Here is a 21,233-nt window from a genome sequence, read left to right on the forward strand (position 1 = left end):
CACGAAGACGCTGATACCATAAATCTTCTCCATCACCATTATGGTCTGAAAGGCTTCAATTATACGAGGATGGCAGATCAACAGTACGACTCATTAAAGATCGAAAATATCGTCGCTTCCGGTGTCATCGCCGATTCGATCGATCTCCTGGCAATTGCCGAACATATCGAGGGGTGTGAGCTCAATACGAAGAGATTTCCAGGGGCGGTCTATCGGATCAAGGATCCGAAGATGGCATCACTGATCTTCTCATCAGGAAAAGTTGTTCTCACCGGGATTAAGAATGAATAGGACATGGATCGTGGTCTTGAGATCATCATGTCATCACTGAAGGATGCCGGTGTCGTGACGCATGAGGTCCCTGATGTCAATGTCACAAATATCGTCTGTTCCTATGATATGGGAAAATCAATCAATCTGAATAAAGTTGTCATCACCCTGCAGCTTGAGAATATTGAGTATGAGCCGGAACAGTTTCCGGGACTTGTGTACCGGATTGCAGATCCAAAGATCGTCGCACTCCTCTTCTCATCAGGAAAGATCATTCTGACGGGTGGAAAGAACCTCAATGATGTCAGGGCCGGTCTTGGTGTCCTTGAACAGCATCTGGCAGATATCCTCTGATTATTACCAGAACCGGTGAGTGGTGATGAACTTCTTCTCGGCCTTGAGGATCTCCTTATAAAAGGCATCCCCGGTCGTATGGGTTGCGAGGATGCGCGATGCCACCTCGGGACCAACACCCCTGCCCGCAAGGGCAATCATCGCCTTCTTTCCACTTGAAAGAACGATATTCGCTGACCGGAGCATCTTCGCTTCTATCTCCTTCTCCTCAGCCGATTTCTTCTTCTTTCGGATGATCCGGTAATTCTCTTCCTCATACGGTTTGAGAGCAGCAATAAGACGAGCCCCGCACTTCGGGCACTCAGGCTGATCCGGGGCTCTGGAGAGGGTGGTCCTCTGTTTCCATTCCTTGCAATGCATGCAGGCGAGGATGATCTCCTGTGCATCGAGCCGGCGTTTCACTGCACCGATGATCGCCTGGTCGCCTTCAGCTGGTGTGATGAGATCCTGTGATGTAAAGAGCCCTTCAGATCCAATGATCGAGAGGGGGCCGATCCGGACCTCGATCTCGTTCTTTCTGATTCTGGATATCAGATCCCCAGCTGCCCTGACATCCATATACCTGCTGAAGAGCTCCCGGTATACCTCCTGGGAAACGATCGTATCGTCGAAATGTTCGCTGAGACGATAGAGGCTGATCTTTTCATAATCCGCATCGGCATCGATGGCACCAAACTTTTTTGCAACCGCCACAAGCTTCCATTTATACAGAGCAGTCCTTTTCATTGCGATTCTGAGGATCGCCTCGATATGCTCGCTTTCAAGAGAGTGAAGGAGATCTCTTATCTCACGCGCCCCGACACTCCTTGGGAGTCGGAGAAAGATCCGGTAGGCATTAATCTCAATTCCGACACTTGTTCCGAACCTGGCGGATATCAGGATGGATAAAGCCCGGCCGAGTGCCTCGTTCGCCTTATGGCCGCCACAGATGTTGATGATCACCCCCTCCTTCGTATGCTCAACCATCACCAGTCTGTCTGTTGGAACGGGTGTCCTGTTCTTCTCCATCTCGCCGAGAACTCTTCTGATATAATCAACAGATGGTTCATCTGCACCGTATTCGGTGAAATTCCGAACCCTTCTCAGCTGGCCGACCTCTTCTGCAACCTCAAACGGTACCGGGATCTGTTCCCCCTCCCACGAAGGAAGCTCTCCGACACTCTTTGGTGCAGGTTCGACGGTGATCTTCTCGTCCTCGATCTCAAGAACCCGCCAGAGACGGCCCCGTGTAATAAATACAGCCCCGATATGGATCCAGCCAATGACAAAAGACTCATCAAGGGTCCCGATTATTCGTCGTGTCACATAATCGATAATCGGAAACTTCCTCTCATCAACAATCATCGAGAGGTTCGTGGATAGATACTTCCGGGCGCGACCGGTCATGATCACCCGATCTCCATCCCGGCGGATCAGCCGGTGTTCCTCCATCTGGCTGATGCATGTATCAAGGAGATCATCACATCCGAAGAAAGAGAATGCCCGGTTGAGGATGTGTCGTATTGTTTCTGTCTCAACCTCGCCACGTTCAACTGCAATAGCGGCAACCTGGTTTGCCATCACATCGGCAGAACAGCGTGGCGGGGTAATCGGCTCGGTCCTGTTCCTGAGCGCCCGGCGTGCAATGACAAGCGACTCGAGGAGATCATCAAATCCGGTTGCGATGATTGTCCCCCGTGAGATCTGATCAAGACGGTGTCCTGCCCGGCCGACCCGCTGTATCAGCCGGGCGACCTCACGCGGGGATCCAAACTGGACGACATGACCGATATGGCCGATATCGATCCCAAGTTCCATTGAGCTTGTGCAGACGAGGCCACGGATCTCCCCCTTTGCAAACCGCTCCTCTGCATCAATCCTTACCTCTTTGGAGAGTGAGCCATGATGGATCTCGATATCCCCCCGCCCGATGAGGTGGTGGCCTATCGCTTCGGCGACCGAACGTGTATTGACGAAGATGAGGCTGGCAAGATGTGCGTTGATGCTCTCCTCAATCAGCTTCACCTGAGAGTCGAACCGCTCGCCGCCGAAGCGAACTGAAAGAGAGAGCCTGCTTGCAACCGGGACTTCAACAATACCAAACGGCCTGGTGCCACAGAGAAAGTTCCCGACGACCATTGGGTTTCCGACAGTTGCGGATATTCCAATCCTCTGAAACTCACCTGCATACTCCACAATGCGTTCGAGTGCGACCGAGAGCTGTGCACCACGTTTTCCATCCGCAAGCTCATGAATCTCATCAACCACGACATACCTGACATTGGCAAGGTGCTTCCTGAGCCGTGATCCCATCAGCATCGACTGGATCGTCTCTGGCGTTGTAATCAGGAGATTCGGAGGGTGGAGGGCTTGCTTGCGCCGCTCTGCCATTGTTGTATCTCCGTGCCGGACACCGACAGAGAGGCCGAGCTCACCACACCACCATCGGAGGCGTGAGAGCATATCACGATTTAAGGATCGGAGGGGTGTGATATAGAGTGCCTGAAAGCCTCCGGATTTCCCTTCTTTCAGGATGGCATGGAAGACCGGGAGCATCGCACTCTCTGTCTTCCCTGTTCCGGTCGGTGCTATCAGTATCTGGTGTTCTTTTCTCAGGAGCGGGGGGATTGCCCTGAGCTGAATCTCTGATAGATCAGAAAAACCCCGTCTTCGAAGGGTCTGCTGTACCCTCTCATCCAGCTGATCCAGGATCACACTCGGATCTGAGGGCTCCGAGGGTGTCGATATAGGTTCCATCTGAGAGAAATACCTCCGCAGTTTCTATTCTGATACTCTTGGCGAGGGGGGATATCCCGCTCTCCGGGATCGTCCTGATGTCAATACCCCCTGCATACTCATAAAATGCAGGCACGAGAAGGAGGCGGGTCGGGTGATCGACTGTCGGGATCTGAAGAATACCTTCATCGACCTCGCCGAGAAGGTATGCCGGGCTCCCCCGTAGAGAGCAGCCGACCTCATCATAGAGGTGGATGACAGGATGGTGGTGGCCTGCAAGGATCAGGTGGCCTGCGAGCTCGGGTGACGGATATGTATGGCCATGAAGAAAGCCTGTCCCATCGATGACGATACCATTCTTTGGGAGGAGCTCTCCCTCTTCCAGATACCGCTCGATCCCGACGTCGTGGTTGCCGGGAAGGAGCACGAGATCCACTCTCTTCCGTATCGTATCCAGGACATGGGGGAGTTCCCGGGCCTCCTGCCAGGTCACCTGCGGGACAGAGTGTTTCAGATCTCCAAGGATAAGGAGCAGATCCGGGTCTGTATTCTCAATACAGGTGATGATCCGGGAGAGGCGATCATCGGTTCTGCTCCGAAAATGCCAGCCCTTCCGGGATAATGCGCTCTCTACACCGAGATGAATATCTGCTATCACAAGGATCGACCGGCTCCGGCTGATCAGAACTGCAGGCCCCTCGGGGAGGAACCGTGGCTTCATAGGAGACGGATTATTCCATTTGTTGGCATATAGCACTCCCCTTCTTCGAGAAGTCTGGTAAGAATCGCCTTCACCTCATCCTCGCCTATCCCTGCATCTCCTGCAGAATGTATAATATCCTCAAGTGGCGCCCCTTTTGGCCCTGAGATGGATGAGACAATCCCGATCATCATTTCGGTTCTATCCGGAGCTTCTGCTTCATCTGCATTATTAATCACCGCAAGAGCGGTCTGTACCATCCGGGCGATCTCTCTCTGGGAGGGTGAGAGGCTGTTTTGTTGTTCAAGACGGCATAATGTATCTTCCGCGCAGAGATGAAGGAAACGATCGCGTTCAGTCCGTGTTACGGTACTACATGCATCAACGATCAGGCGTATCTCATCAGATCCTTTCTGTGCAAGTTCACCCGCAACTGCAATGAATTCCGGGGGATCGGTGGATGCGAGATGATCAGCCACGAGAGGGCAGGATCTGTTCACCGATATCGTGATCCCTCCGGTCGGGTCGCTGACCCTGCCCTCAACAGAACGGCTGTTCAGTACGTGCAATTCGGTCAGAACACCGATGAGAAAGAGACGGCGTATGTGTGCTCCGGTCGGGGTGATGAAGCGATCCTCCCTCCGGATCGCCTCATGACATTCCCCTGCAAAGACCCAGCTGATCGGATCGGCCGCTTGTTCCATCACCTGAATATTAGCTTCTGGCGGACATCATGGTATCGTTTGAACAGATCCATTTTCACCATCGCGATCCAATGATCATGTATGGAGGATATCCACGGGATCTGGATCGAGAAGTACCGCCCTTCCCGGCTATCAGAGATGGTCGGCCACAAGGATATCGTTGAGCGTCTCTCAAGCTATGTCCGGCAGGGAACCCTCCCGCATCTTCTCTTCACAGGAAGTCCGGGTGTCGGGAAGACGACGGCTGCAGTCGCTCTTGCACGCGAACTCTTTGGCGAGGATTATGGGATGAACTTCCGGGAGCTGAATGCTTCGGATGAACGGGGGATCGATGTCGTCCGCAATCAGATCAAACAGTTTGCCCGGACAACCCCGATGGGGGCATCGACATTTAAGGTGCTCTTCCTTGATGAGGCAGATGCACTGACAACCGATGCGCAGGCTGCGTTGCGGAGGACGATGGAGAACTATGCACAGAGTTGCCGCTTCATCCTTTCATGCAACTACTCATCAAAGATCATCGATCCAATCCAGAGCAGGTGTGCCATCTACCGGTTCCGCCCTCTCACAGCAGAGGATGTCGGTGAGGAGATCAGACGAATAGCCGCAAATGAGGGTCTCACCGTAACACCCGAGGCAAAGGATGCCATCGTCTATATTGCCCAGGGAGATATGCGAAAGGCGATTAATGCGCTTCAGGGAGCGGCCATCATCACCTCTGATATCACAGCTGAGCGGATCTATGAGATCACCTCGAATGCACGGCCGGAAGAGATCGAAGCGCTCATCTCCCTCTCACTTGACGGGGACTTTGAAGGGGCTGAACGCCATCTCTCCTCCCTCCTTCGGGATCGGGGGATTGCACCGACAGAACTCCTCGGCCAGTGCTACCGCTTTATCCTGACGATGGAGATTGACCGGATGCTGAAGGTGGAGATGATCGATCACCTCGGTGAAGCCGACTATCGGATTTCGGAAGGGGCTCACAGTGATCTTCAGATGGAGGCGCTTATCGCCAGATTCGTCCTGTCAGCGATGAAGAGACGAGGGATGGATCAGAGTTGAGTTCTGATGAGGAGTACGACATTGAAGTCGTCGATAAATCAAAGGAATGGGCCGATTTCCTCTCAAAAAAATATAAACAGGAACTTCGTACAATAGGGAGGGAGTTTCCCTATCAACGCTCTCTTATCATCAACTATGAGACGCTCCAGAAGTTTGGACGATCAGGAGTTAAACTGGCCGATGAGCTCCTCGGCTATCCAAACAAGGTATTTGCCGAGGTGCGGGATGCGCTTCGGACCCATAACCTCCTTGCCCGGAAGGATGCACATGAGATCATCCCCAGAGTGAACATCCGGTTCATCAATCTCCCTCGAAAGACCCTCGTCCGTGATATCCGATCCGACCAGCTCAATACCTTCGTCTCCGTCGATGGGATCATAAGGAAGACAACAGAGGTCCGCCCCCGTCTTGTTGAGGCGGTCTTCCGGTGCCCGGCCGGGCATATGACCATCCGGGAACAATCCTATGGACGATTCGTCGAGCCTGATAGCTGTGGGATGGCAGACTGCACCCAGAAGAAACTTGAACTCATCCCCATGCGATCCAAGTTCATCGATGCAGAGAAGATTCGTATTCAGGAGACACCGGAAGGGCTCAGGGGAGGTGAACAGCCCCAGACCCTTGATGTCGATGTAACGGATGATCTCGCAGGCCTTGCAGCACCTGGGGACCGGGTCGTCATCAACGGAATCCTGAAATCAATCCAGCGGGTGACGATGGGAGCAAAGAGCACCATCTTTGATATTTATCTTGAATGCAACTCCATCGAATTTGGTGAAAAAGAGTTTGAAGAGGTGAATATCACAGAAGAGGATGAGGCGGCTATCCTCGAACTTTCAAAGGATCCGAACCTGTACAGGAAGATTGCCCACTCCATCGCACCGACGATCTATGGTAATGATGAAGTAAAAGAGGCGGTATCCCTCCAGCTTTTTAGCGGCATTGCAAAAGAGATGCCTGACGGCAGTACGCTTCGTGGTGATATTCACATTCTGCTCGTCGGAGATCCGGGTATTGCAAAGTCCCAGCTCCTGAGGTATGTGGTAAAACTCTCACCCCGTGGCATATATACATCCGGGAAGTCCGCAACATCCGCCGGTCTCACCGCGGCTGCCGTCAAGGATGAGTTCGGGGATGGGAGATGGACCCTTGAGGCTGGTGCCCTCGTCCTTGCCGATATGGGGGTTGCCGCAGTCGATGAGATGGATAAAATGCAGAAGGATGATCGTTCATCTCTCCATGAAGCGATGGAACAGCAGACGATATCCATTGCAAAGGCAGGGATCACAGCGACGCTGAAGACGAGGTGTGCACTTCTCGGTGCTGCCAATCCGAAGCTCGGAAGATTCGATGAGTATGTCGGCATCTCCGAGCAGATTAATATGCCCCCGTCCCTCCTCTCCCGGTTTGACCTCATCTTCATCATGACAGACAAACCTGAGAAGCAACGTGACGAGGCGATAGCGCAGCATATCCTCAAGGCGCACTCGGTCGGTGAGCTGATCATGCAGCACCGGAAGCACCCCATCGAAGGTGTTGATGAGGACTATATTACAAAGGAGCTTGCCCCGGTCACTCCTGAGATCGATCCGGTGATGTTTCGGAAATATATCGCATATGCAAAACGGAACTCATTTCCGATCATCACCCAGGAGGCACGGGAGGCGCTCGTCGATTACTATATGAAACTGAGAAACCTCGCCTCCCCGGATAAGCCTGTTCCTGTCACTGCCCGGCAGCTTGAAGCCCTCGTCCGGCTTGCGGAGGCGAGTGCACGGACCCGTCTTGGGAACTCGATTGAACGGGATGATGCCATCCGTGTGATCAAAATCGTCGATAACTGCCTCCGGAAGGTTGCATATGATCCACAGACAGGGTCCTTTGATATCGACAAGATCGCAACCGGCGTATCGAAGCAGAGCAGGGATCTCATCAGGAGTATCAAAGAGACGATCCGGCAGTCCGGTGATGATACCGGCACCGCCCGTGTCGATCAGGTGATTGAGACCCTCACACAGAAGGGATTCTCGCGTGATGCCATCGAGAAGGCGGTTGAGAAACTCCGCCAGGGCGGCGAAGCCTTTGAACCCAAACATGGCCTTATTAAACTGATTTAGGTGACTATTCATGCCAACAGAGAGAGAACAAGCAGTATTTGAAGCGGCGATCAAACTTGGTGCACTCTACCATCAGTTCGTCGGGACCCCTGTCTCCCAAGAGACCGCAGCGACGATTGAAGAGGCAATAGAGTCGGCTGTCCGGCTCCAGCCATATGTCACGGATGTGACGGTCCGGCTCGACCGCTCCGTCATGCTTGAGAATCCCTTCGGGTATTCCGAGGTCTCGGGACGGATGTTTGATGTCACCATATCGACGAGGGTGGGTGAGGCAACCTGTACAGCAGCCCTCCGATATGAGAACGGGTACCCCATGATGTCCATCATCGATTAATATGCAGCAACCGCGCTTTCCGATCACCGATGATCATATGCATATCGATCCGATGAACGGGATCGGTATCACTGCTGTGAAGGAGTTTGCCCGCTCCGGTGGAACACATATCTTCCTTGTAACGAAGCCATCCTGGTCATTTGGCATCGATGCGGTAACACCTGATGACTTTCGTCCGATCTATGAGAAGACGATTACAATTGCAGATGAGTGCAAGGAAGCAGGTGTGACCGCCTTTCCCATCCTCGGCGTCCACCCGGCAGAGATCTCCCGGCTCATCGGGAGGATGAGCCTCCCGGAGGCGGAGGCACTGATGGTCGGCGCACTCGGGATTGCAGCAGAGTATGTGAAGAATGGGGACGCAATCGCTCTCAAGAGTGGCAGGCCGCATTATGAGGTCGACGCTGAGGTATGGGATGCATCAAACCGGGTCCTCTCCTCTGCCCTTCATTTCTCAGCCGAATGTGGCTGTGCTGTCCAGTTGCATGCCGAGAGTGGGCCCTGTTCTGATGTTGTCCAGATGGCCGGAGATGTCGGGATGCCTATCGACCGGATTGTAAAGCATTTTGCAACACCCGATACCCCGCTTCACCCTTCCTTCATAGCGAGCCATGAGTCGATCCCGGAGGCTGCAATGGAGGGGAGGGCGTTTACCATGGAGAGTGATTATATTGATGAGCGTGATCGCCCCGGTTCGGTTCTCGGACCGCGCTCCGTCCCTCGATTCACACTCCGCCACCTTGAAGCAGATCGACTCTCTGAAGAGGCTGTCTGGCGGATCCATGCCGAGATTCCAGAACGCGTCTATGGTGTGGAGATCACCATCTGATACGCGATCCTTTTTGCATCATGACGACGCAATTATATTGAAATGTATCTCAGGATTCATGCTGCGCCGGGAGGAGGGAAGGTCGTTGCAATCTGCGATCGTGAACTTCTCGGCAGGACGCTTAGAGAGGGTGATCTTGAGATCACCATAACAGAGGACTTCTATGGGGGCGATCCTGCAACAGAAGATGAGGTAAGAGACGCCCTCCGTCATGCGACGAATGCCAATATTATCGGCTGGAAAGTTGTGAATATTGCGATATCCCTCGGAATTGTTGAGATCTCATCCTGTCTGATGATCGATTCCATTCCGCATGCCCAGATATTATAACCAGGATTATGAGTATACAACAGACAATATGTCCACGCTGTGGTGAGCCGTCAGAGGAAGGACTCTGCGGTTCCTGTCGGCTTCATGAGATCGAATGGGTGACCATTTCACCACGGGTCCAGACGATCCTCTGTCCTACCTGCGGATCACGAAAAGTCGGGAGCTCCTGGTCTGACTGCCAGGAAGAACGTGAAGAACTTGGGCGTTCACTTGTACTATCAGGGATTGAACTCCATCCTGATGTCAAAAATCCGGAAATTGAAATGGATCTCCGTGATATCAGCTCCAACCGGACACAGGCAACCCTGACAATTTCTGCCCGCTGTTATGATCTTCCGGTGAGCAGACAGGGCAGAGTCCTCATCGTCTGGGGCAAGGAGCAGTGTGACCGGTGCTGCCGGATCAGCGGAAGCTATTATGAAGGTACCATCCAGGTGAGAGCAGAGGGAAGAAAGCCGTCTGAATGGGAGGTGAAGAGGTGTGCCGAGATCGCCTACCAGGCCGAGGATATGGCACAGCAGGGAGGTGAACGGCTTGCTTTCGTCTCATCGATGGAGACATCACGCGACGGGCTTGATATCATCGTCTCCTCCCTCGGATTTGGCCAGTCGATTGTGAATGATATCACATCACTCTTTGGTGCAAAGACCACTTCGCATCCGAAGCTGATCGGAGAAAAGGAAGGGAAACGATTATATCGTGTCACCTGGCTGATCAGGCTCCCGCGAATCATCCGGGGCAATGTTATCGAGATACAGGGGCGATACTATCAGGTGACGGGATCTGATGGCCAGACCCTCAGAACACGGGATCTCCTCACCTCAGGACCAAGAACATTCAGGGATGAGCCATCCATCCGGGTCATCGCCCATTCCCGGGATGCGATGGAGGCGATGGTGACGCATCAGGAGGGCTCTGTCATCGGTATCCTGGATCCAAAGACGCAGATGCCGGCTGAGATTGCTGCTCCGGAAGGGTGCCGGGTGCCTCCCGGGGGTGTCGTTCATCTCCTTCGGGATGGGGATACACTCTTTGTGGTCGGATACTGATGCGCGCACGGATCGTCCCCCCGGAAACCCTCCGGTCACTCGATACCCTTGACTGGGTTGATCGTAGCCGCCGGGTATTCCGGGAGGAGGATCATGTGTATGTTCCTGTGAAAGACGGCTATCCATATGATGCCGTACTTCCCACCCGCATCCGCAAAGGGCGGGGATACCAGCGCCTCGGCGATGCGGTGATCTTCCATGGAAGGCGCCCGTCTGCAGAGGAGATCGAGGATGTGGCATGCCGGGAAGAACCTGCATTCATCCTCTTTATTCCGGCACATACCGGAGATCTCAGGGTGCCGTACTACGAGCTCCTCTCCGGGATCCCCCATGAGGTACTCCACCGTGAGAGCGGGATTCTCTATCATCTCGATCCGACGAAGGTGATGTTCTCCCAGGGGAACCGGGAGGAGAAACGCCGGATTGCATCCCTGATTCGTCCTGGTGAGCGGATCGCGGATATGTTTGCCGGGATCGGGTATTTTACCCTCTCGTCTGCCACTGCAGGGGGGATGGTTCATGCGATGGAGATCAATCCCGACTCTTTCTACTACCTGCAGAAGAACATCAGCTCAAACCAGCTGACAACATCTGTCCTTGCGGAGTGCGGAGACTGCCGTAATCTCCTCTCCGGTGAATATGACCGCATCATGATGGGCCATTTCGATTCGGAGTTGTTTCTATCGATTGCTCTTTCCCATACAACTCCAGGAACCGTCATCCATCTTCATACCCTCCACCCTGATGAGGATACCGTGAAGGGAATGATCGGAGAGCATGGATATGATGCGCGGATCACCGTGCATAGAGTAAAGAAATATGCGCCACAAATCTGCCATTGTGTTCTGGATGTGGTTCTGAGATGAGGCGGACACTTGAAGGGAAGATGATCGTCCTTGCAGTGACGGGGAGTATCGCCGCTGTCGAGACTGTGAAGCTCGCCCATGAACTCAGGAGAAAAGGGGCGATCGTCCAGGCGGTTATGTCGGATGCTGCAACCGGCATCCTCAATCCCGAGTCTCTCACCTATGCAACCGGCCGTGAGACGATTGTCACAATCTCCGGCCATGTCGAGCATGTCCTCTATTGTGGTGATGAGATGGCGGCCTCCCTCCTCCTGGTCGCGCCCTGTACGGCAAATACCATCGGAAAGATAGCAACCGGGATCGATGACACGACCGTGACGACATTTGCCACAACCGCACTTGGGAGCGGCCAGCCGGTCGTCCTCGTCCCTGCCATGCATCATTCGATGTACCGTCATCCCGCTGTCGTTCGGAATCTCAAAACCCTGGAGGAGTTTGGGATCGATATCATCCCTCCCCGTATCGAGGAAGGAAAGGCGAAGATCGCTACCATCGATGAGATCGTCCTCTATGCTGAACGGGCGGTCCTCGGACGACCCCTCGCAGGAGAGAAGATCGTCATCACAAGCGGACCCTGCAGGGAGCCGCTCGATGATGTCCGGGTCCTTACCACACGATCAACCGGACAGATGGGTCGGGCTATCGCATATGAAGCCTTCCGGCTTGGTGCGGACGTTACCGTCATTCATAACGATCACTTCCCGGCTGTCAGGAATATCCGGATTGAGACGGCGGTAGAGATGAAGAATGCCGTTATCGGGATGATAGACGAGGGGATATCCGTCTATGTCAGCGCAGCAGCCATCTCAGACTACGCACCTGAGCGGATTATCGGAAAGATACCATCCGGAACAGAGCAGGATATCCACCTCCTCCCCCTTCCGAAGGTTATAGACTATGCACTTGCCTTCCCCTCAATCCGGACGATCGGCTTTAAGCTGGGTGATGATGCCGCCTCAGGAGGCCGGGATCTCATCCAACGGGGGGCGTCCCTCGTGGTGGCAAATCCCCCGTCAGCAATGGGATCAGAAACAGCCCAATTTCTTCTGATGACTGAGGAGGGGGAGTATATGGTTCATACTAAAGAGGAGGTTGCGTCAGCGATATGCCGCCATCTGTTGTAGCCTGGGCACCGGGCCATATATCCGGATATTTCCGGAGGGTTATCGGAGAGACCTTCCGGGATACAGGGAGTACCGGTGCAGGGATCGTCACCAGTGAAGGAGTCATCGCCACGGTTGCAGAATCAGTTGAGACGGAGATCTTTGTCCTCTCGGATGGTGTTGAGAATACGGGATCTCCTCCCATCGAGTATGCCCTTGACCGCCTTGATCTTACTGCATCGATCACAACAGAGTCGAAACTCCCGATAGGTTCGGGATTCGGCCTCTCGGCTGCTTCACTGCTTGCGACACTGACCGGGCTCAATGAGCTCTTCACCCTCTCGATGAGCAGCCATGAGATAGCCATCCTCGCCCATGAGATTGAGGTTCAGTACAGCCATGGACTTGGAGATGTGGCCGCCGAGGTAGGAGGCGGGCTCGTCTGCAGGACCGGACCGGGGATTGATGTCGAAGTAAACCGGATGGCCGGGTTGGATGATACTATCTGGTGTCTCTGTGCAGGTCCGATACCAACTGACGGTATCCTTCGGTCGGCGGGGATGATGGACCAGATTGCCAGTGCCTATCCCGGAAGGTGCCCTGTCGATCTCCCTGACTTCCTCTCCCTCTCACGCCGGTTTGCCGAGGCATCAGGTCTGATCACCCCCACCGTCAGGGAGATACTTCAGGCATGTGATGATGCCACTGTTTTGGCAAGTATGACGATGCTCGGTGAGGGTGTCTTTGCCATCGGTGATGATGCAGAGGCGGTCCTCTCCCGGTTTGGGAAGGTATATCCGACCGGGATCGCAGAGGCAGGACCGGCGGTTCTTGAGGTGCGGGAATGATACCGGCAGATCATCCACGGTACCGCTCCCTTGTTGCCCGGGAGAGGCTTGCTGATGCCGCACGTGACGGGATCGCATCCCTTGAAGGGCTCACGGCGCACGGCCGGGGTGAGGCATTCGACTATCTCATCGGGGAGAGGACGACTCCGAGCGCAGCAGAGGCCGAAGAGCTCGCTGCCCGGCTTCTCATCTCGGCACGGCGACCGGTCATATCGGTGAACGGGAATACCGCCGCGCTCGCAGCACCTGCCATCCGGGATCTCCAGGAGGCATCCGGCGCTGCCGTCGAGGTCAATCTCTTTCATAGGACCGACGAGAGGATACAGCGGATTTCTGCCTATCTCTCCGGCCAGGGGATCGTGGTTCTCTCCGGGGAGTATGAACGCCTCGTCCCCCTCTCACATGGCAGGGGGCTCTGCCTTCCGGAGGGAATCGCGGCAGCAGATGTTGTGCTCGTTCCACTTGAGGATGGGGACCGCTGTGAGGCGCTCCGAAGAATGGGAAAGATCGTCATAACCATCGATCTCAACCCCCTCTCCCGGACAGCAAGGATGGCGACACTTACCATCGTTGATGAACTGACCAGGGCGTTGCCTGCGATGACGGAGGCATGCTGGTCTGCGACTCCGGGCGACCCTGAAGAGATGGCTCTTTTAATCGATAACACGAAGTTTCTTAGAGAGGCGAAAGAAGCGATGAGACGGAGGCTGACCGATGCTCTGGATTGAGAAGTACCGGCCGCAGATACTGGATGAGATAGCCGGCCAGGAGCATGTCAGGCGGCAGCTGCGATCATTTGCGGATCGCGCATCGTTTCCCCATATGCTCGTATCAGGTCCACGTGGTGTTGGAAAAACGACGGTGCTCGATGCATTTATGCGACACTTCTATGGAGATCGTGCCTCAGAGAATGTGACGGTAATACAATCGGGTCCCCTCTTTTCGCAGGGGAAGGCATACCTTGAATCAAATCCCCGGTTTACCACACTTTATAAGAAGGATCAGGGGGTCCTTGCGAACTTCAAGCATATCGTCCGGTGGCATGCCTCGATCAAACCATTGAATACTGCCTTCCGTGTGGTTATCTTTGATGAGGCGGATGCGCTCCCCCAGGATGCGCAGAACGCCCTCCGGAGGACGATGGAGCGGTACAGTGCAACCTGCCGTTTCGTCTTCGTAACGACACGACCTGCTGCGCTTATCGATCCCCTGCAGTCCAGATGTCTCCCGCTCTCCTTCCTCCCGGTGGAGCCGTCGCTCATTGGAGAGCGGCTTCGTGCCATCCTTGCGATGGAAGGGAAGACCGGGGTTCTATCTGATGAAGATCTCGACCTCCTCGCCTTCTCTGTCCGTGGTGATCTCCGGAAGGCTATCATGACCCTCCAGGTCGGTGTCGAGACCGGGGAGATGATCGACCCGGGAGATATTGATGATACCGAGACACTCAGGATGGCAGAGGTCATCCTTGAGGCGATCCGGCGCGGCGATCATGCCGCGGCCCAGAAGAGTGCGGAGACGCTCATGATCGAGTACGGCCTCTCCGGGCGTGATCTCCTCTCAAGAATGCGGAAGGTCCTTGGAGTCTGTTGCCGGAGTCCGGCACTCTCACTCCTTCTTGCAGAGACCGACTCCCTCCTGGGGAATGCCGGGAATGAATATATACAGGTGAATGCATTCCTTGCGAGGCTTGCGGAGATGAAGATATGAGCAGGATAAAAGTACAGGCACACTACGATGAGGTTGCAGAGGTCTATGATCAGCGATATGATCTCCGGCAGGGGAGGCTCTACCATCATCACTTAAGCCAGACGGTCCTCGACCGGGTTGCGGTAGACGGGCTTCTCCTCGATCTCGGGTGCGGAACCGGCCTTTTCATAGAGCATTATCATAAGAACGGTGGACGGGCAATTGGCCTTGACATCTCACCCGGCATGGTAAAGATGGGCCGCCTTCGGTGTCCTGAGAGCGAATTTATTGTCGGAACAGCAGATATCCTTCCGTTTGAGGACGAGAGCTTCGAGAGTATCGCAAGCCTGCTCGCATTTACCTACCTCAATGATCCGGATCTGATGCTTGAAGAGGCATACCGTATCCTGAAGCCGGGTGGGAAGATTGCTGTTTGTACCCTCGGCAGAAATATGATGACCCTCCTTGTACCTTTCTTCTACCGGATGGGGGAGCGGATCGGGTACAAGAAGATCGGTGTCGGGGATTTTGGTGAGAATTACTATACAGGCGGTGAGATGGAGAAGATGTTCCGTGAGGCCGGGTTCGTGGATGTGGGATCACAACGATGTTCATTTGCCCACTATACCCTCTCGCCCCGGATCTTCTCGATGGCTCAGAGGGCAGAGCCGTTCATTGAGGAGCACCTTCCATCCTTCGCCTTCAATGTCTGTGTGAGTGGAAGAAAAGAGTAGGGAGAATCTATCCCAACCGTTTCAGAATCCTCTCCTTCTTCATCCGTGCCGCCTCAGCCGCACGATCCACCTCTCTCTTCATCGCTTCAAAGTCCCCGGTTCGTGTATCGACGACCTTCTTCAGTGGTGTATAGGGTGCCTCCCTGAACTTCGGCGAGAAATCAACCTCCTTCCCACAGCTTCTGAGGATCGATTCTGCATCTCCCTCTTCTGCAATGCCGATGATCTCAACCGCGACACCCTGGTTCCTGATCACCGCAAGCACCCGGTCTGCCGCTTCAGGTGGGACGACGACAAGGAGCGAGTCGAGTGAGACACCGAGATAGTCGATGCCGAGTTTGTCGAGCAGTGCGAGGACACGGGGATTGACAAGACTGCGGAGCTTCTCCTCCTCGATAATAATCCGGCACCCTGCGGTCTCTGCCATCTCAAAGACATCGCCACGGAGACCCCCGTTGGTGACATCGGTCATCGCATGGATCTCCGGGAATACTGCATCCCGGATGAGGGCGTCGCAGGCATGGAGGAAATGAAGGTTGATCGTCTCTTCGACGACATCTGCATTGCCGGAGTAGATCGCCGCGGTGGCGATGGTTCCTCCTCCAGCTCCTTCGGTCATCAGGAAGAGGTCGCCTGGCTGAATCTGGCGGCGTGCTGTGATATGATCGGCGACGCCGACAACTCCGACACACCCGGTCATCCGGTCGCCGATGACCATATCGCCACCGATTCTGAGAGTCGAGCCGGCGATGAGGGGGACACCAAGTGCCTCTCCGACGGCGGTGATCCCTGCGGTATAGTCGAAGATCTTGGCGACATCGCCGTCATCTGCAACATGGATGTCGGAGATGAGCCCGACTGGCCGTGCACCCATCACGTACACATCACGGAGTGTGGCACGGGTTGCATGGAATCCTGCGAGGAAGGGATAGTCGGAGAGGCGGGAGTGCATCCCGTCGACGGTTGTGATGATGAACTGCCCGCCTGCCGGGACAACCCCCCCGTCATCCATCTCGGAGACCCCGACGGATGCGCCGGTCTCCCCGATGATCTCTGCGATCTTCCTGTGCGCATAAAAGTCACCGGTCCCCCGTGATCCGACGCCGAATGCTCCCATGGAGATACCGGCCTTCTCGTACGTGAAGAGATCGCCGCTGAGGTCGCCGGTGATCCGGACCTCTTCTATCGCCGCTCGTGCGAATGCTTCTGCATAGTCTGACGGGACCTCTTTAATCTCAAGGATCCGGTCACGGAGGCGGGTTGCAAGGTCATCATCGCTGATACCGGTATGCAGATGCCTCCGCACATATCCTTCAATATCCATATACCGAGGTGTTGAACCTGTGCGGCAATAAAAGCGTGATGTACTGCGCTACGATCCTGATAGATATCTCCCCTGCCATCTGGTGACGCGCCAAACCAGAAGACTGATGTTCTGGTATGGCAAGAGAGATCTTCTGCTATGGCCATCGATCCGATTCCGACCGCATGCACCATTGCGGGATCCGACTCAAGCGCGGGGGCGGGCATCCAGGCTGATCTCAAGGTCTTCTCAGCGTATGGCGTCTACGGCCTCACCGTCATCACAGCAACGACCGCACAGAATACCCGGCGTGTCGCCGGTTCCTGGATACAGTCGGGTGATTCGGTTGCGGCACAGATCACCACACTCTGCGAGGAGTTTACCATTGGTGCATGGAAGACCGGGATGCTTGGAAATCCTGAGGTGATCGACGCGGTCATCGATTCGCTTCCGGACGGGGCATCACTCATCCTCGATCCGGTCATCGTCTCAACGAGCGGCCACCGCCTTCTCTCTGCTGATGCCCTGACACTCCTCATCGACGGGTTGATCCCGCTTGCGACCGTCGTCACCCCGAATATTCCGGAGGCGGAGATGATCACCGGGATCACCCCGATCCTGACACCTGAGGATGTGCGGGAGGCGGCGGCGGTGATCCGCTCACTCGGGGCTGACGCGGTCATCATCAAGGGAGGGCATGGGACCGATACGGAGGCGACCGATATTCTGCTGGATAGCGAGGGGGAGGTCGCCCTCTCATCTCCACGGTATCCCTATGAGGTGCATGGATCAGGGTGCTCATTCGCCTCCGCCATTGCCGCCGAGATCGCCCTGGGTGCGGACCTGCGATCCGCATTTCCTGATGCAAAACGATTCATCGATGGTGCTATCCGTCATGCAATCAGGTTCGACTCGGGGGGGGCGGTCCCTGATCCCTTCTGGGAGATGCGCCGGATCGAGATCGATTGATATATCTCTTTGTGATGCAACCATCAGGGTAATGGATGAGACCGATCATGCCATCCTCGATGCGTTGATGAGTGATGCCAAAGTACCGCTGGCTGATCTCGGGAAGCGGCTATCTATTGCCCCTTCGACAGTATTCAAACGGATTGAGCGGTTGAAGCAGGAAGGTGTGATCGCGCGGTTTACTATTGCCGTGAATCCTGAATTCTTCCCGCGCCGCCTTGTTTCATTTCTTTCCATCAAGGTTGATCCCGAGGCGGCGGCTGATCTGATCGCTTTTCTCAGGGAGCGGCCGATGGTCAGGGAGGTCTTTGAAGTACTTGAACCAAATGATTACCTGGTCAAGGCGGTGACGACGGATATCTCAGAACTCAAAAATGAGCTCATCCATCCGATCTCGGCATTGCCGGGTGTCCGTGAGGTGAATACCATCCTTGCTGTCAGAAAGATTAAAGAGCAGACATATGTTGGATAACGTTTGTGTGTATGGAGGCGACAATGGCGTTTGAGATGCTGTATGGGATCCTTGCGATCATCACCCTCATCATGGGGGCGGCACTGATTGTCCTGATGTACCTCTCCTATACACGGGTGAAGGACAGGACGCTCCTCCTCTTCAACCTGGGCCTCTTCCTCCTCGTCATCGGGATCGTCTTCTCGGATATCGTCGCGATGATCTCAGGAGAAGGCGTAGTATCGTACTGGTCCATCGTCACCGCCCGCCTCCTCCAGATTGCAGGCATCGGGTGTATGATTACGGGGGTCTTCCGGTAGGAGGGTACAGGCTATGGGATTTGGCGCCTCATTCGCACGCGACTGGACGATCAGCAAGACATCGAGGTTCTTCGGCAAGAACAGGATCGCCGATCCCCTCCTTGGGCGTCTTGCCGCAGATCCATCTGAAGCAGTCCGGGAGGCGGTTGCCCGGCATGCCTCGGCTCTCGGTGCTGAGGAGGGGGCAGGGTTCCGGCGGCGTGTTCCGGATGACGAGGTCCTCCTCATCGTCGAGAGCTTCCTGCTGACGGCGGGGGTGCCCTATGATAGAAAGAATGATAACGATATTGTGATAAAAAAGGATTTCTCTGCATCGGCTGACCAAGGCCTCTGCTGCCCCCTGATTGCCTCCTCGTACCTGACCGGCTTCCTCGCCGCTGTTCTTGAGAGCTGGGAGAGGATCGAGACGGACGAGGAGATCAGGTGCCGCAAGAAGGAAACAAAAGAGTCTTTTTAAAACAAAATAGGAAATCATATTTCCTAAACAGGGTTTTGTCTACATTGTATTCTCCTGCTAAACCAAACCCATAGTATATATATAGATCGTATTACAATGAATGCTTATCCGCACCCTGTCCGGAAAGATGCGGCGCTCCTCCGGGATGCGATCGGTCCGGGCGGTGGTGACGTGAGGTGAATGATTATGACGATGAAGAGAAATGACGATGCAGTCTCACCGGTCATCGGTGTCATCCTGATGGTCGCCATCACGGTGATCCTCGCTGCGATCATTGCGGCGTTTGTGTTTGGGATGGTCGGTGGAACATCGACAACGAAGGTTGTTGGATTGACTGTTGCACAAGATAATGAAACACATGGATCGATTACATGGCAGGGTGGAGCAGATATTCGGGATATCCAATCTTGGAATATTACTTCTCCCGAACAAACAACTTACCCAAACGACATTCCAACTGTGGGCTTGGTATCTCCTATTGAAATGGAGCCTGGTGACCGTGTTGTCATCACTGCTTCATTCAAGGATGGCTCAACACAGGTCATCTACGACCGGCAGTTCTAAGACTGCACTCATTTTTTATTTTATTAATCCCTCAATAACCCCCCCGCCTCCCGCTCCTTCTCCCCACCGCACTTCCTCACAAGCACCAGATGATGCCTGACCAGCCACCCCAGCTCAGGATCATGGTTTCGGAGGTACCGGGTCGTGTGGACCGCCGCCTCAATGATGGCATTGAATCCCCGGTTCAAGGAGGTATTATGATAGGTCTTCTATCTCATCACGATCAATACCAGCCTGTTTCAGTATCTCTATCAGAGTTCTGATTGGAAGTTCACGCTTATGTAAAGGAATAATGACCCTGCGCTTTGTTTCCGGGTTGAAAAATATGATGGCTTCCCTTTATTCGATCCAGCAAAAACCCTCTCTTCTGGATAATTTTCTTTACCTTTTGGGGTGTGAGTGCCGCTAATTTAGGCAAATGCGTCTATGGTTATGGTATATTCGAGGAGTCCTCCATCTGTCGGGACCTCCTCTCCCTTCTCCAGAAGATGCTCAATATAGATCTCAATAGCTTCTTTTGCCATATCTATTGCCTCATCTATCGTTTCGCCAAAGGTAATACAGCCGGGTAGTGTCGGAACAGTGACGGTAAATCCACCTTCGGGTTCTTTACGGAGCAGAATACGATAATTCCTGTATGTCATGATCATCCCCGGGTTATGGTAACAAGAGATCCAGGTATCTCGTCATGATAAATTGTTGTATCGGGTAGAGATAATCGCTCTGCTATAAGGGTTCGTCCCGGATGAGCGCCTCAATAACCCCCGCCGCCTCCCGCTCCTTCTCCCCCCCGCACTTCCTCGCAAGCACAAGGTTATGGCGGATAAGCCACCCCAGCTCGGGATCATGGTTCCGGAGGTACCGGGTCGTGTGGACCGCCGCCTCGATGATGGCATTGAATCCCCGGTTCACCGGGCGGTGGACCGGATCAACAAGGATCTTCTCCTCAAGGTGGGTTAGTTGGATGCTGTATGCCTCGCCGCTCTCCCCGATGACGCGGGCAGAAAAGGCAACCCAGGCATCGGCGGCGGCGAGGCGGTGCATTGTGTTTACGGTGATGTTTCAACGAAGGGGGAGAGAAAATTAATTTAAAGGTTAATCCTGCCTTGATCGAAAGATTGTAATCAATTTACATCTAAATAATTTTATTCAGCATATTGTTTCCCTTAGATTCCAAGTTGTCTTCTTATCAATGATAAGATGTTGTGAAAGATAGATGTTTTTTGTTGTTTAGAAGAATAGGTTTCACATTAACGTTTATTTCATGAGATATATCTTATCAATATAAACAATGATAAGATGTTGTGAAAGATAGATCTTTGTTGTTGTTTAGAAGAATAGGCTTCACATTAACGTTTATTTCATGAGACATATCTTAACAATATAAGCAATGATAAGATGTTGTGAAAGATAGATGTTTGTTGTTGTTTAGAAGAATAGGTTTCACATTAACGTTTCTCATTCC

Annotated in this window: 24 protein-coding genes and 2 pseudogenes; 18 read left to right on the plus strand and 8 right to left on the minus strand. The window is 53.9% G+C overall.

The window, feature by feature from the left end:
* Positions 1–69: 69 nt before the first annotated feature.
* Positions 70–624, plus strand: a pseudogene (locus tag RJ53_RS07920) (TATA-box-binding protein).
* Between the two features lie 3 nt (positions 625–627).
* Here the strand turns inward: RJ53_RS07920 and RJ53_RS07925 are convergent.
* The 3 genes from RJ53_RS07925 to RJ53_RS07935 are packed head-to-tail and all read right to left on the minus strand — an operon-like array spanning position 628 to position 4,743.
* Entirely contained in the window at positions 628–3,360 is a 2,733-nt protein-coding gene (locus RJ53_RS07925) for a DEAD/DEAH box helicase (RefSeq protein WP_211531089.1), read from the minus strand.
* A complete protein-coding gene (locus tag RJ53_RS07930) occupies positions 3,296–4,060 on the minus strand; it encodes a metallophosphoesterase (protein WP_211531090.1) in 765 nt (254 codons plus the stop codon). Before RJ53_RS07930 ends, RJ53_RS07925 begins: the two co-directional genes overlap by 65 nt.
* Positions 4,057–4,743 (minus strand): hypothetical protein, encoded by a 687-nt coding sequence (locus RJ53_RS07935; protein WP_211531091.1) that lies wholly within the window; start codon positions 4,741–4,743, stop codon positions 4,057–4,059. Before RJ53_RS07935 ends, RJ53_RS07930 begins: the two co-directional genes overlap by 4 nt.
* Positions 4,744–4,824: 81 nt before the next feature.
* Here RJ53_RS07935 and RJ53_RS07940 point away from each other — a divergent pair, with 81 nt between their 5' ends.
* From RJ53_RS07940 to RJ53_RS07995, 12 genes are read left to right on the plus strand one after another with little or no spacing between them, the layout of a single operon-like run.
* Positions 4,825–5,808 (plus strand): replication factor C small subunit, encoded by a 984-nt coding sequence (locus tag RJ53_RS07940; protein WP_211531092.1) that lies wholly within the window; start codon positions 4,825–4,827, stop codon positions 5,806–5,808.
* On the plus strand, positions 5,805–7,925 hold the full coding sequence (locus RJ53_RS07945) for a minichromosome maintenance protein MCM (protein WP_211531093.1): 2,121 nt from the start codon (positions 5,805–5,807) through the stop codon (positions 7,923–7,925). The genes RJ53_RS07940 and RJ53_RS07945 overlap by 4 nt, the downstream gene beginning before the upstream one ends.
* A gap of 10 nt (positions 7,926–7,935) precedes the next feature.
* A complete protein-coding gene (locus RJ53_RS07950; protein ID WP_211531094.1) occupies positions 7,936–8,259 on the plus strand; it encodes a dihydroneopterin aldolase family protein in 324 nt (107 codons plus the stop codon).
* Between the two features lies 1 nt (position 8,260).
* Positions 8,261–9,088, plus strand: a complete 828-nt coding sequence (locus RJ53_RS07955; protein WP_211531095.1) for a TatD family hydrolase — start codon at positions 8,261–8,263, stop codon at positions 9,086–9,088.
* Between the two features lie 42 nt (positions 9,089–9,130).
* Positions 9,131–9,418: a DUF424 domain-containing protein gene (locus tag RJ53_RS07960; RefSeq protein WP_211531096.1), complete on the plus strand. Its 288-nt coding sequence runs from the start codon at positions 9,131–9,133 to the stop codon at positions 9,416–9,418.
* An 8-nt stretch (positions 9,419–9,426) separates the two neighbouring features.
* Positions 9,427–10,467, plus strand: coding sequence for a 60S ribosomal export protein NMD3 (locus tag RJ53_RS07965; RefSeq protein WP_211531097.1), 1,041 nt, complete (start codon positions 9,427–9,429; stop codon positions 10,465–10,467).
* The gene (locus RJ53_RS07970) at positions 10,467–11,333 is read left to right on the plus strand and encodes a class I SAM-dependent methyltransferase (RefSeq protein WP_211531098.1); all 867 of its coding nucleotides are present in this window, start codon (positions 10,467–10,469) and stop codon (positions 11,331–11,333) included. Before RJ53_RS07965 ends, RJ53_RS07970 begins: the two co-directional genes overlap by 1 nt.
* Positions 11,330–12,457: a bifunctional phosphopantothenoylcysteine decarboxylase/phosphopantothenate--cysteine ligase CoaBC gene (coaBC, locus tag RJ53_RS07975; protein ID WP_211531099.1), complete on the plus strand. Its 1,128-nt coding sequence runs from the start codon at positions 11,330–11,332 to the stop codon at positions 12,455–12,457. The genes RJ53_RS07970 and coaBC overlap by 4 nt, the downstream gene beginning before the upstream one ends.
* On the plus strand, positions 12,439–13,284 hold the full coding sequence (locus RJ53_RS07980; RefSeq protein ID WP_211531100.1) for a pantoate kinase: 846 nt from the start codon (positions 12,439–12,441) through the stop codon (positions 13,282–13,284). The genes coaBC and RJ53_RS07980 overlap by 19 nt, the downstream gene beginning before the upstream one ends.
* Positions 13,281–14,012, plus strand: a complete 732-nt coding sequence (locus RJ53_RS07985) for a 4-phosphopantoate--beta-alanine ligase (protein WP_211531101.1) — start codon at positions 13,281–13,283, stop codon at positions 14,010–14,012. The genes RJ53_RS07980 and RJ53_RS07985 overlap by 4 nt, the downstream gene beginning before the upstream one ends.
* A complete protein-coding gene (locus RJ53_RS07990) occupies positions 13,999–14,991 on the plus strand; it encodes an AAA family ATPase (RefSeq protein WP_211531102.1) in 993 nt (330 codons plus the stop codon). Before RJ53_RS07985 ends, RJ53_RS07990 begins: the two co-directional genes overlap by 14 nt.
* Positions 14,988–15,704 (plus strand): class I SAM-dependent methyltransferase, encoded by a 717-nt coding sequence (locus RJ53_RS07995; RefSeq protein ID WP_211531103.1) that lies wholly within the window; start codon positions 14,988–14,990, stop codon positions 15,702–15,704. The genes RJ53_RS07990 and RJ53_RS07995 overlap by 4 nt, the downstream gene beginning before the upstream one ends.
* Before the next feature lie 7 nt (positions 15,705–15,711).
* On the opposite strand, the gene RJ53_RS08000 is transcribed toward RJ53_RS07995, so the two are convergent.
* A complete protein-coding gene (locus tag RJ53_RS08000) occupies positions 15,712–17,028 on the minus strand; it encodes an AIR synthase-related protein (RefSeq protein WP_211531104.1) in 1,317 nt (438 codons plus the stop codon).
* 138 nt (positions 17,029–17,166) lie between these two features.
* Between RJ53_RS08000 and thiD the strand changes: the two genes are divergently transcribed.
* The 5 genes from thiD to RJ53_RS08025 all read left to right on the plus strand — a co-directional run bounded on the left by thiD (position 17,167) and on the right by RJ53_RS08025 (position 19,768).
* Complete coding sequence (thiD, locus tag RJ53_RS08005) at positions 17,167–17,976, plus strand: bifunctional hydroxymethylpyrimidine kinase/phosphomethylpyrimidine kinase (RefSeq protein ID WP_246496043.1); 810 nt, start codon at positions 17,167–17,169, stop codon at positions 17,974–17,976.
* A gap of 31 nt (positions 17,977–18,007) precedes the next feature.
* A complete protein-coding gene (locus RJ53_RS08010) occupies positions 18,008–18,448 on the plus strand; it encodes an Lrp/AsnC family transcriptional regulator (protein ID WP_211531105.1) in 441 nt (146 codons plus the stop codon).
* Between the two features lie 23 nt (positions 18,449–18,471).
* Positions 18,472–18,747, plus strand: coding sequence for a hypothetical protein (locus RJ53_RS08015; protein ID WP_211531106.1), 276 nt, complete (start codon positions 18,472–18,474; stop codon positions 18,745–18,747).
* 13 nt (positions 18,748–18,760) lie between these two features.
* Positions 18,761–19,204, plus strand: coding sequence for a hypothetical protein (locus tag RJ53_RS08020; RefSeq protein WP_211531107.1), 444 nt, complete (start codon positions 18,761–18,763; stop codon positions 19,202–19,204).
* A gap of 186 nt (positions 19,205–19,390) precedes the next feature.
* Positions 19,391–19,768 carry a type IV pilin gene (locus RJ53_RS08025; protein WP_246496044.1) on the plus strand — a complete coding sequence of 126 codons (378 nt, stop codon included), beginning with the start codon at positions 19,391–19,393 and terminating at the stop codon, positions 19,766–19,768.
* Between the two features lie 23 nt (positions 19,769–19,791).
* Here the strand turns inward: RJ53_RS08025 and RJ53_RS08030 are convergent, their stop codons facing one another.
* From RJ53_RS08030 to RJ53_RS08045, 4 genes and pseudogenes are all read right to left on the minus strand, one after another.
* Entirely contained in the window at positions 19,792–19,956 is a 165-nt protein-coding gene (locus RJ53_RS08030) for a DUF447 family spectrin-like domain-containing protein (protein WP_211531109.1), read from the minus strand.
* Positions 19,957–19,963: 7 nt separating this feature from the next.
* Positions 19,964–20,186: pseudogene (locus tag RJ53_RS11915) on the minus strand (type II toxin-antitoxin system HicA family toxin).
* Positions 20,179–20,412, minus strand: a complete 234-nt coding sequence (locus RJ53_RS08040; RefSeq protein ID WP_211531110.1) for a type II toxin-antitoxin system HicB family antitoxin — start codon at positions 20,410–20,412, stop codon at positions 20,179–20,181. The pseudogene RJ53_RS11915 and the gene RJ53_RS08040 overlap by 8 nt, the downstream one beginning before the upstream one ends.
* Before the next feature lie 82 nt (positions 20,413–20,494).
* Complete coding sequence (locus tag RJ53_RS08045) at positions 20,495–20,812, minus strand: DUF447 family spectrin-like domain-containing protein (protein WP_211531111.1); 318 nt, start codon at positions 20,810–20,812, stop codon at positions 20,495–20,497.
* Between the last annotated feature and the right edge of the window lie 421 nt (positions 20,813–21,233).

The sequence above is a fragment of the Methanocalculus chunghsingensis genome (assembly GCF_018132105.1).
Taxonomy (GTDB): Archaea; Halobacteriota; Methanomicrobia; order Methanomicrobiales; family Methanocorpusculaceae; genus Methanocalculus; species Methanocalculus chunghsingensis.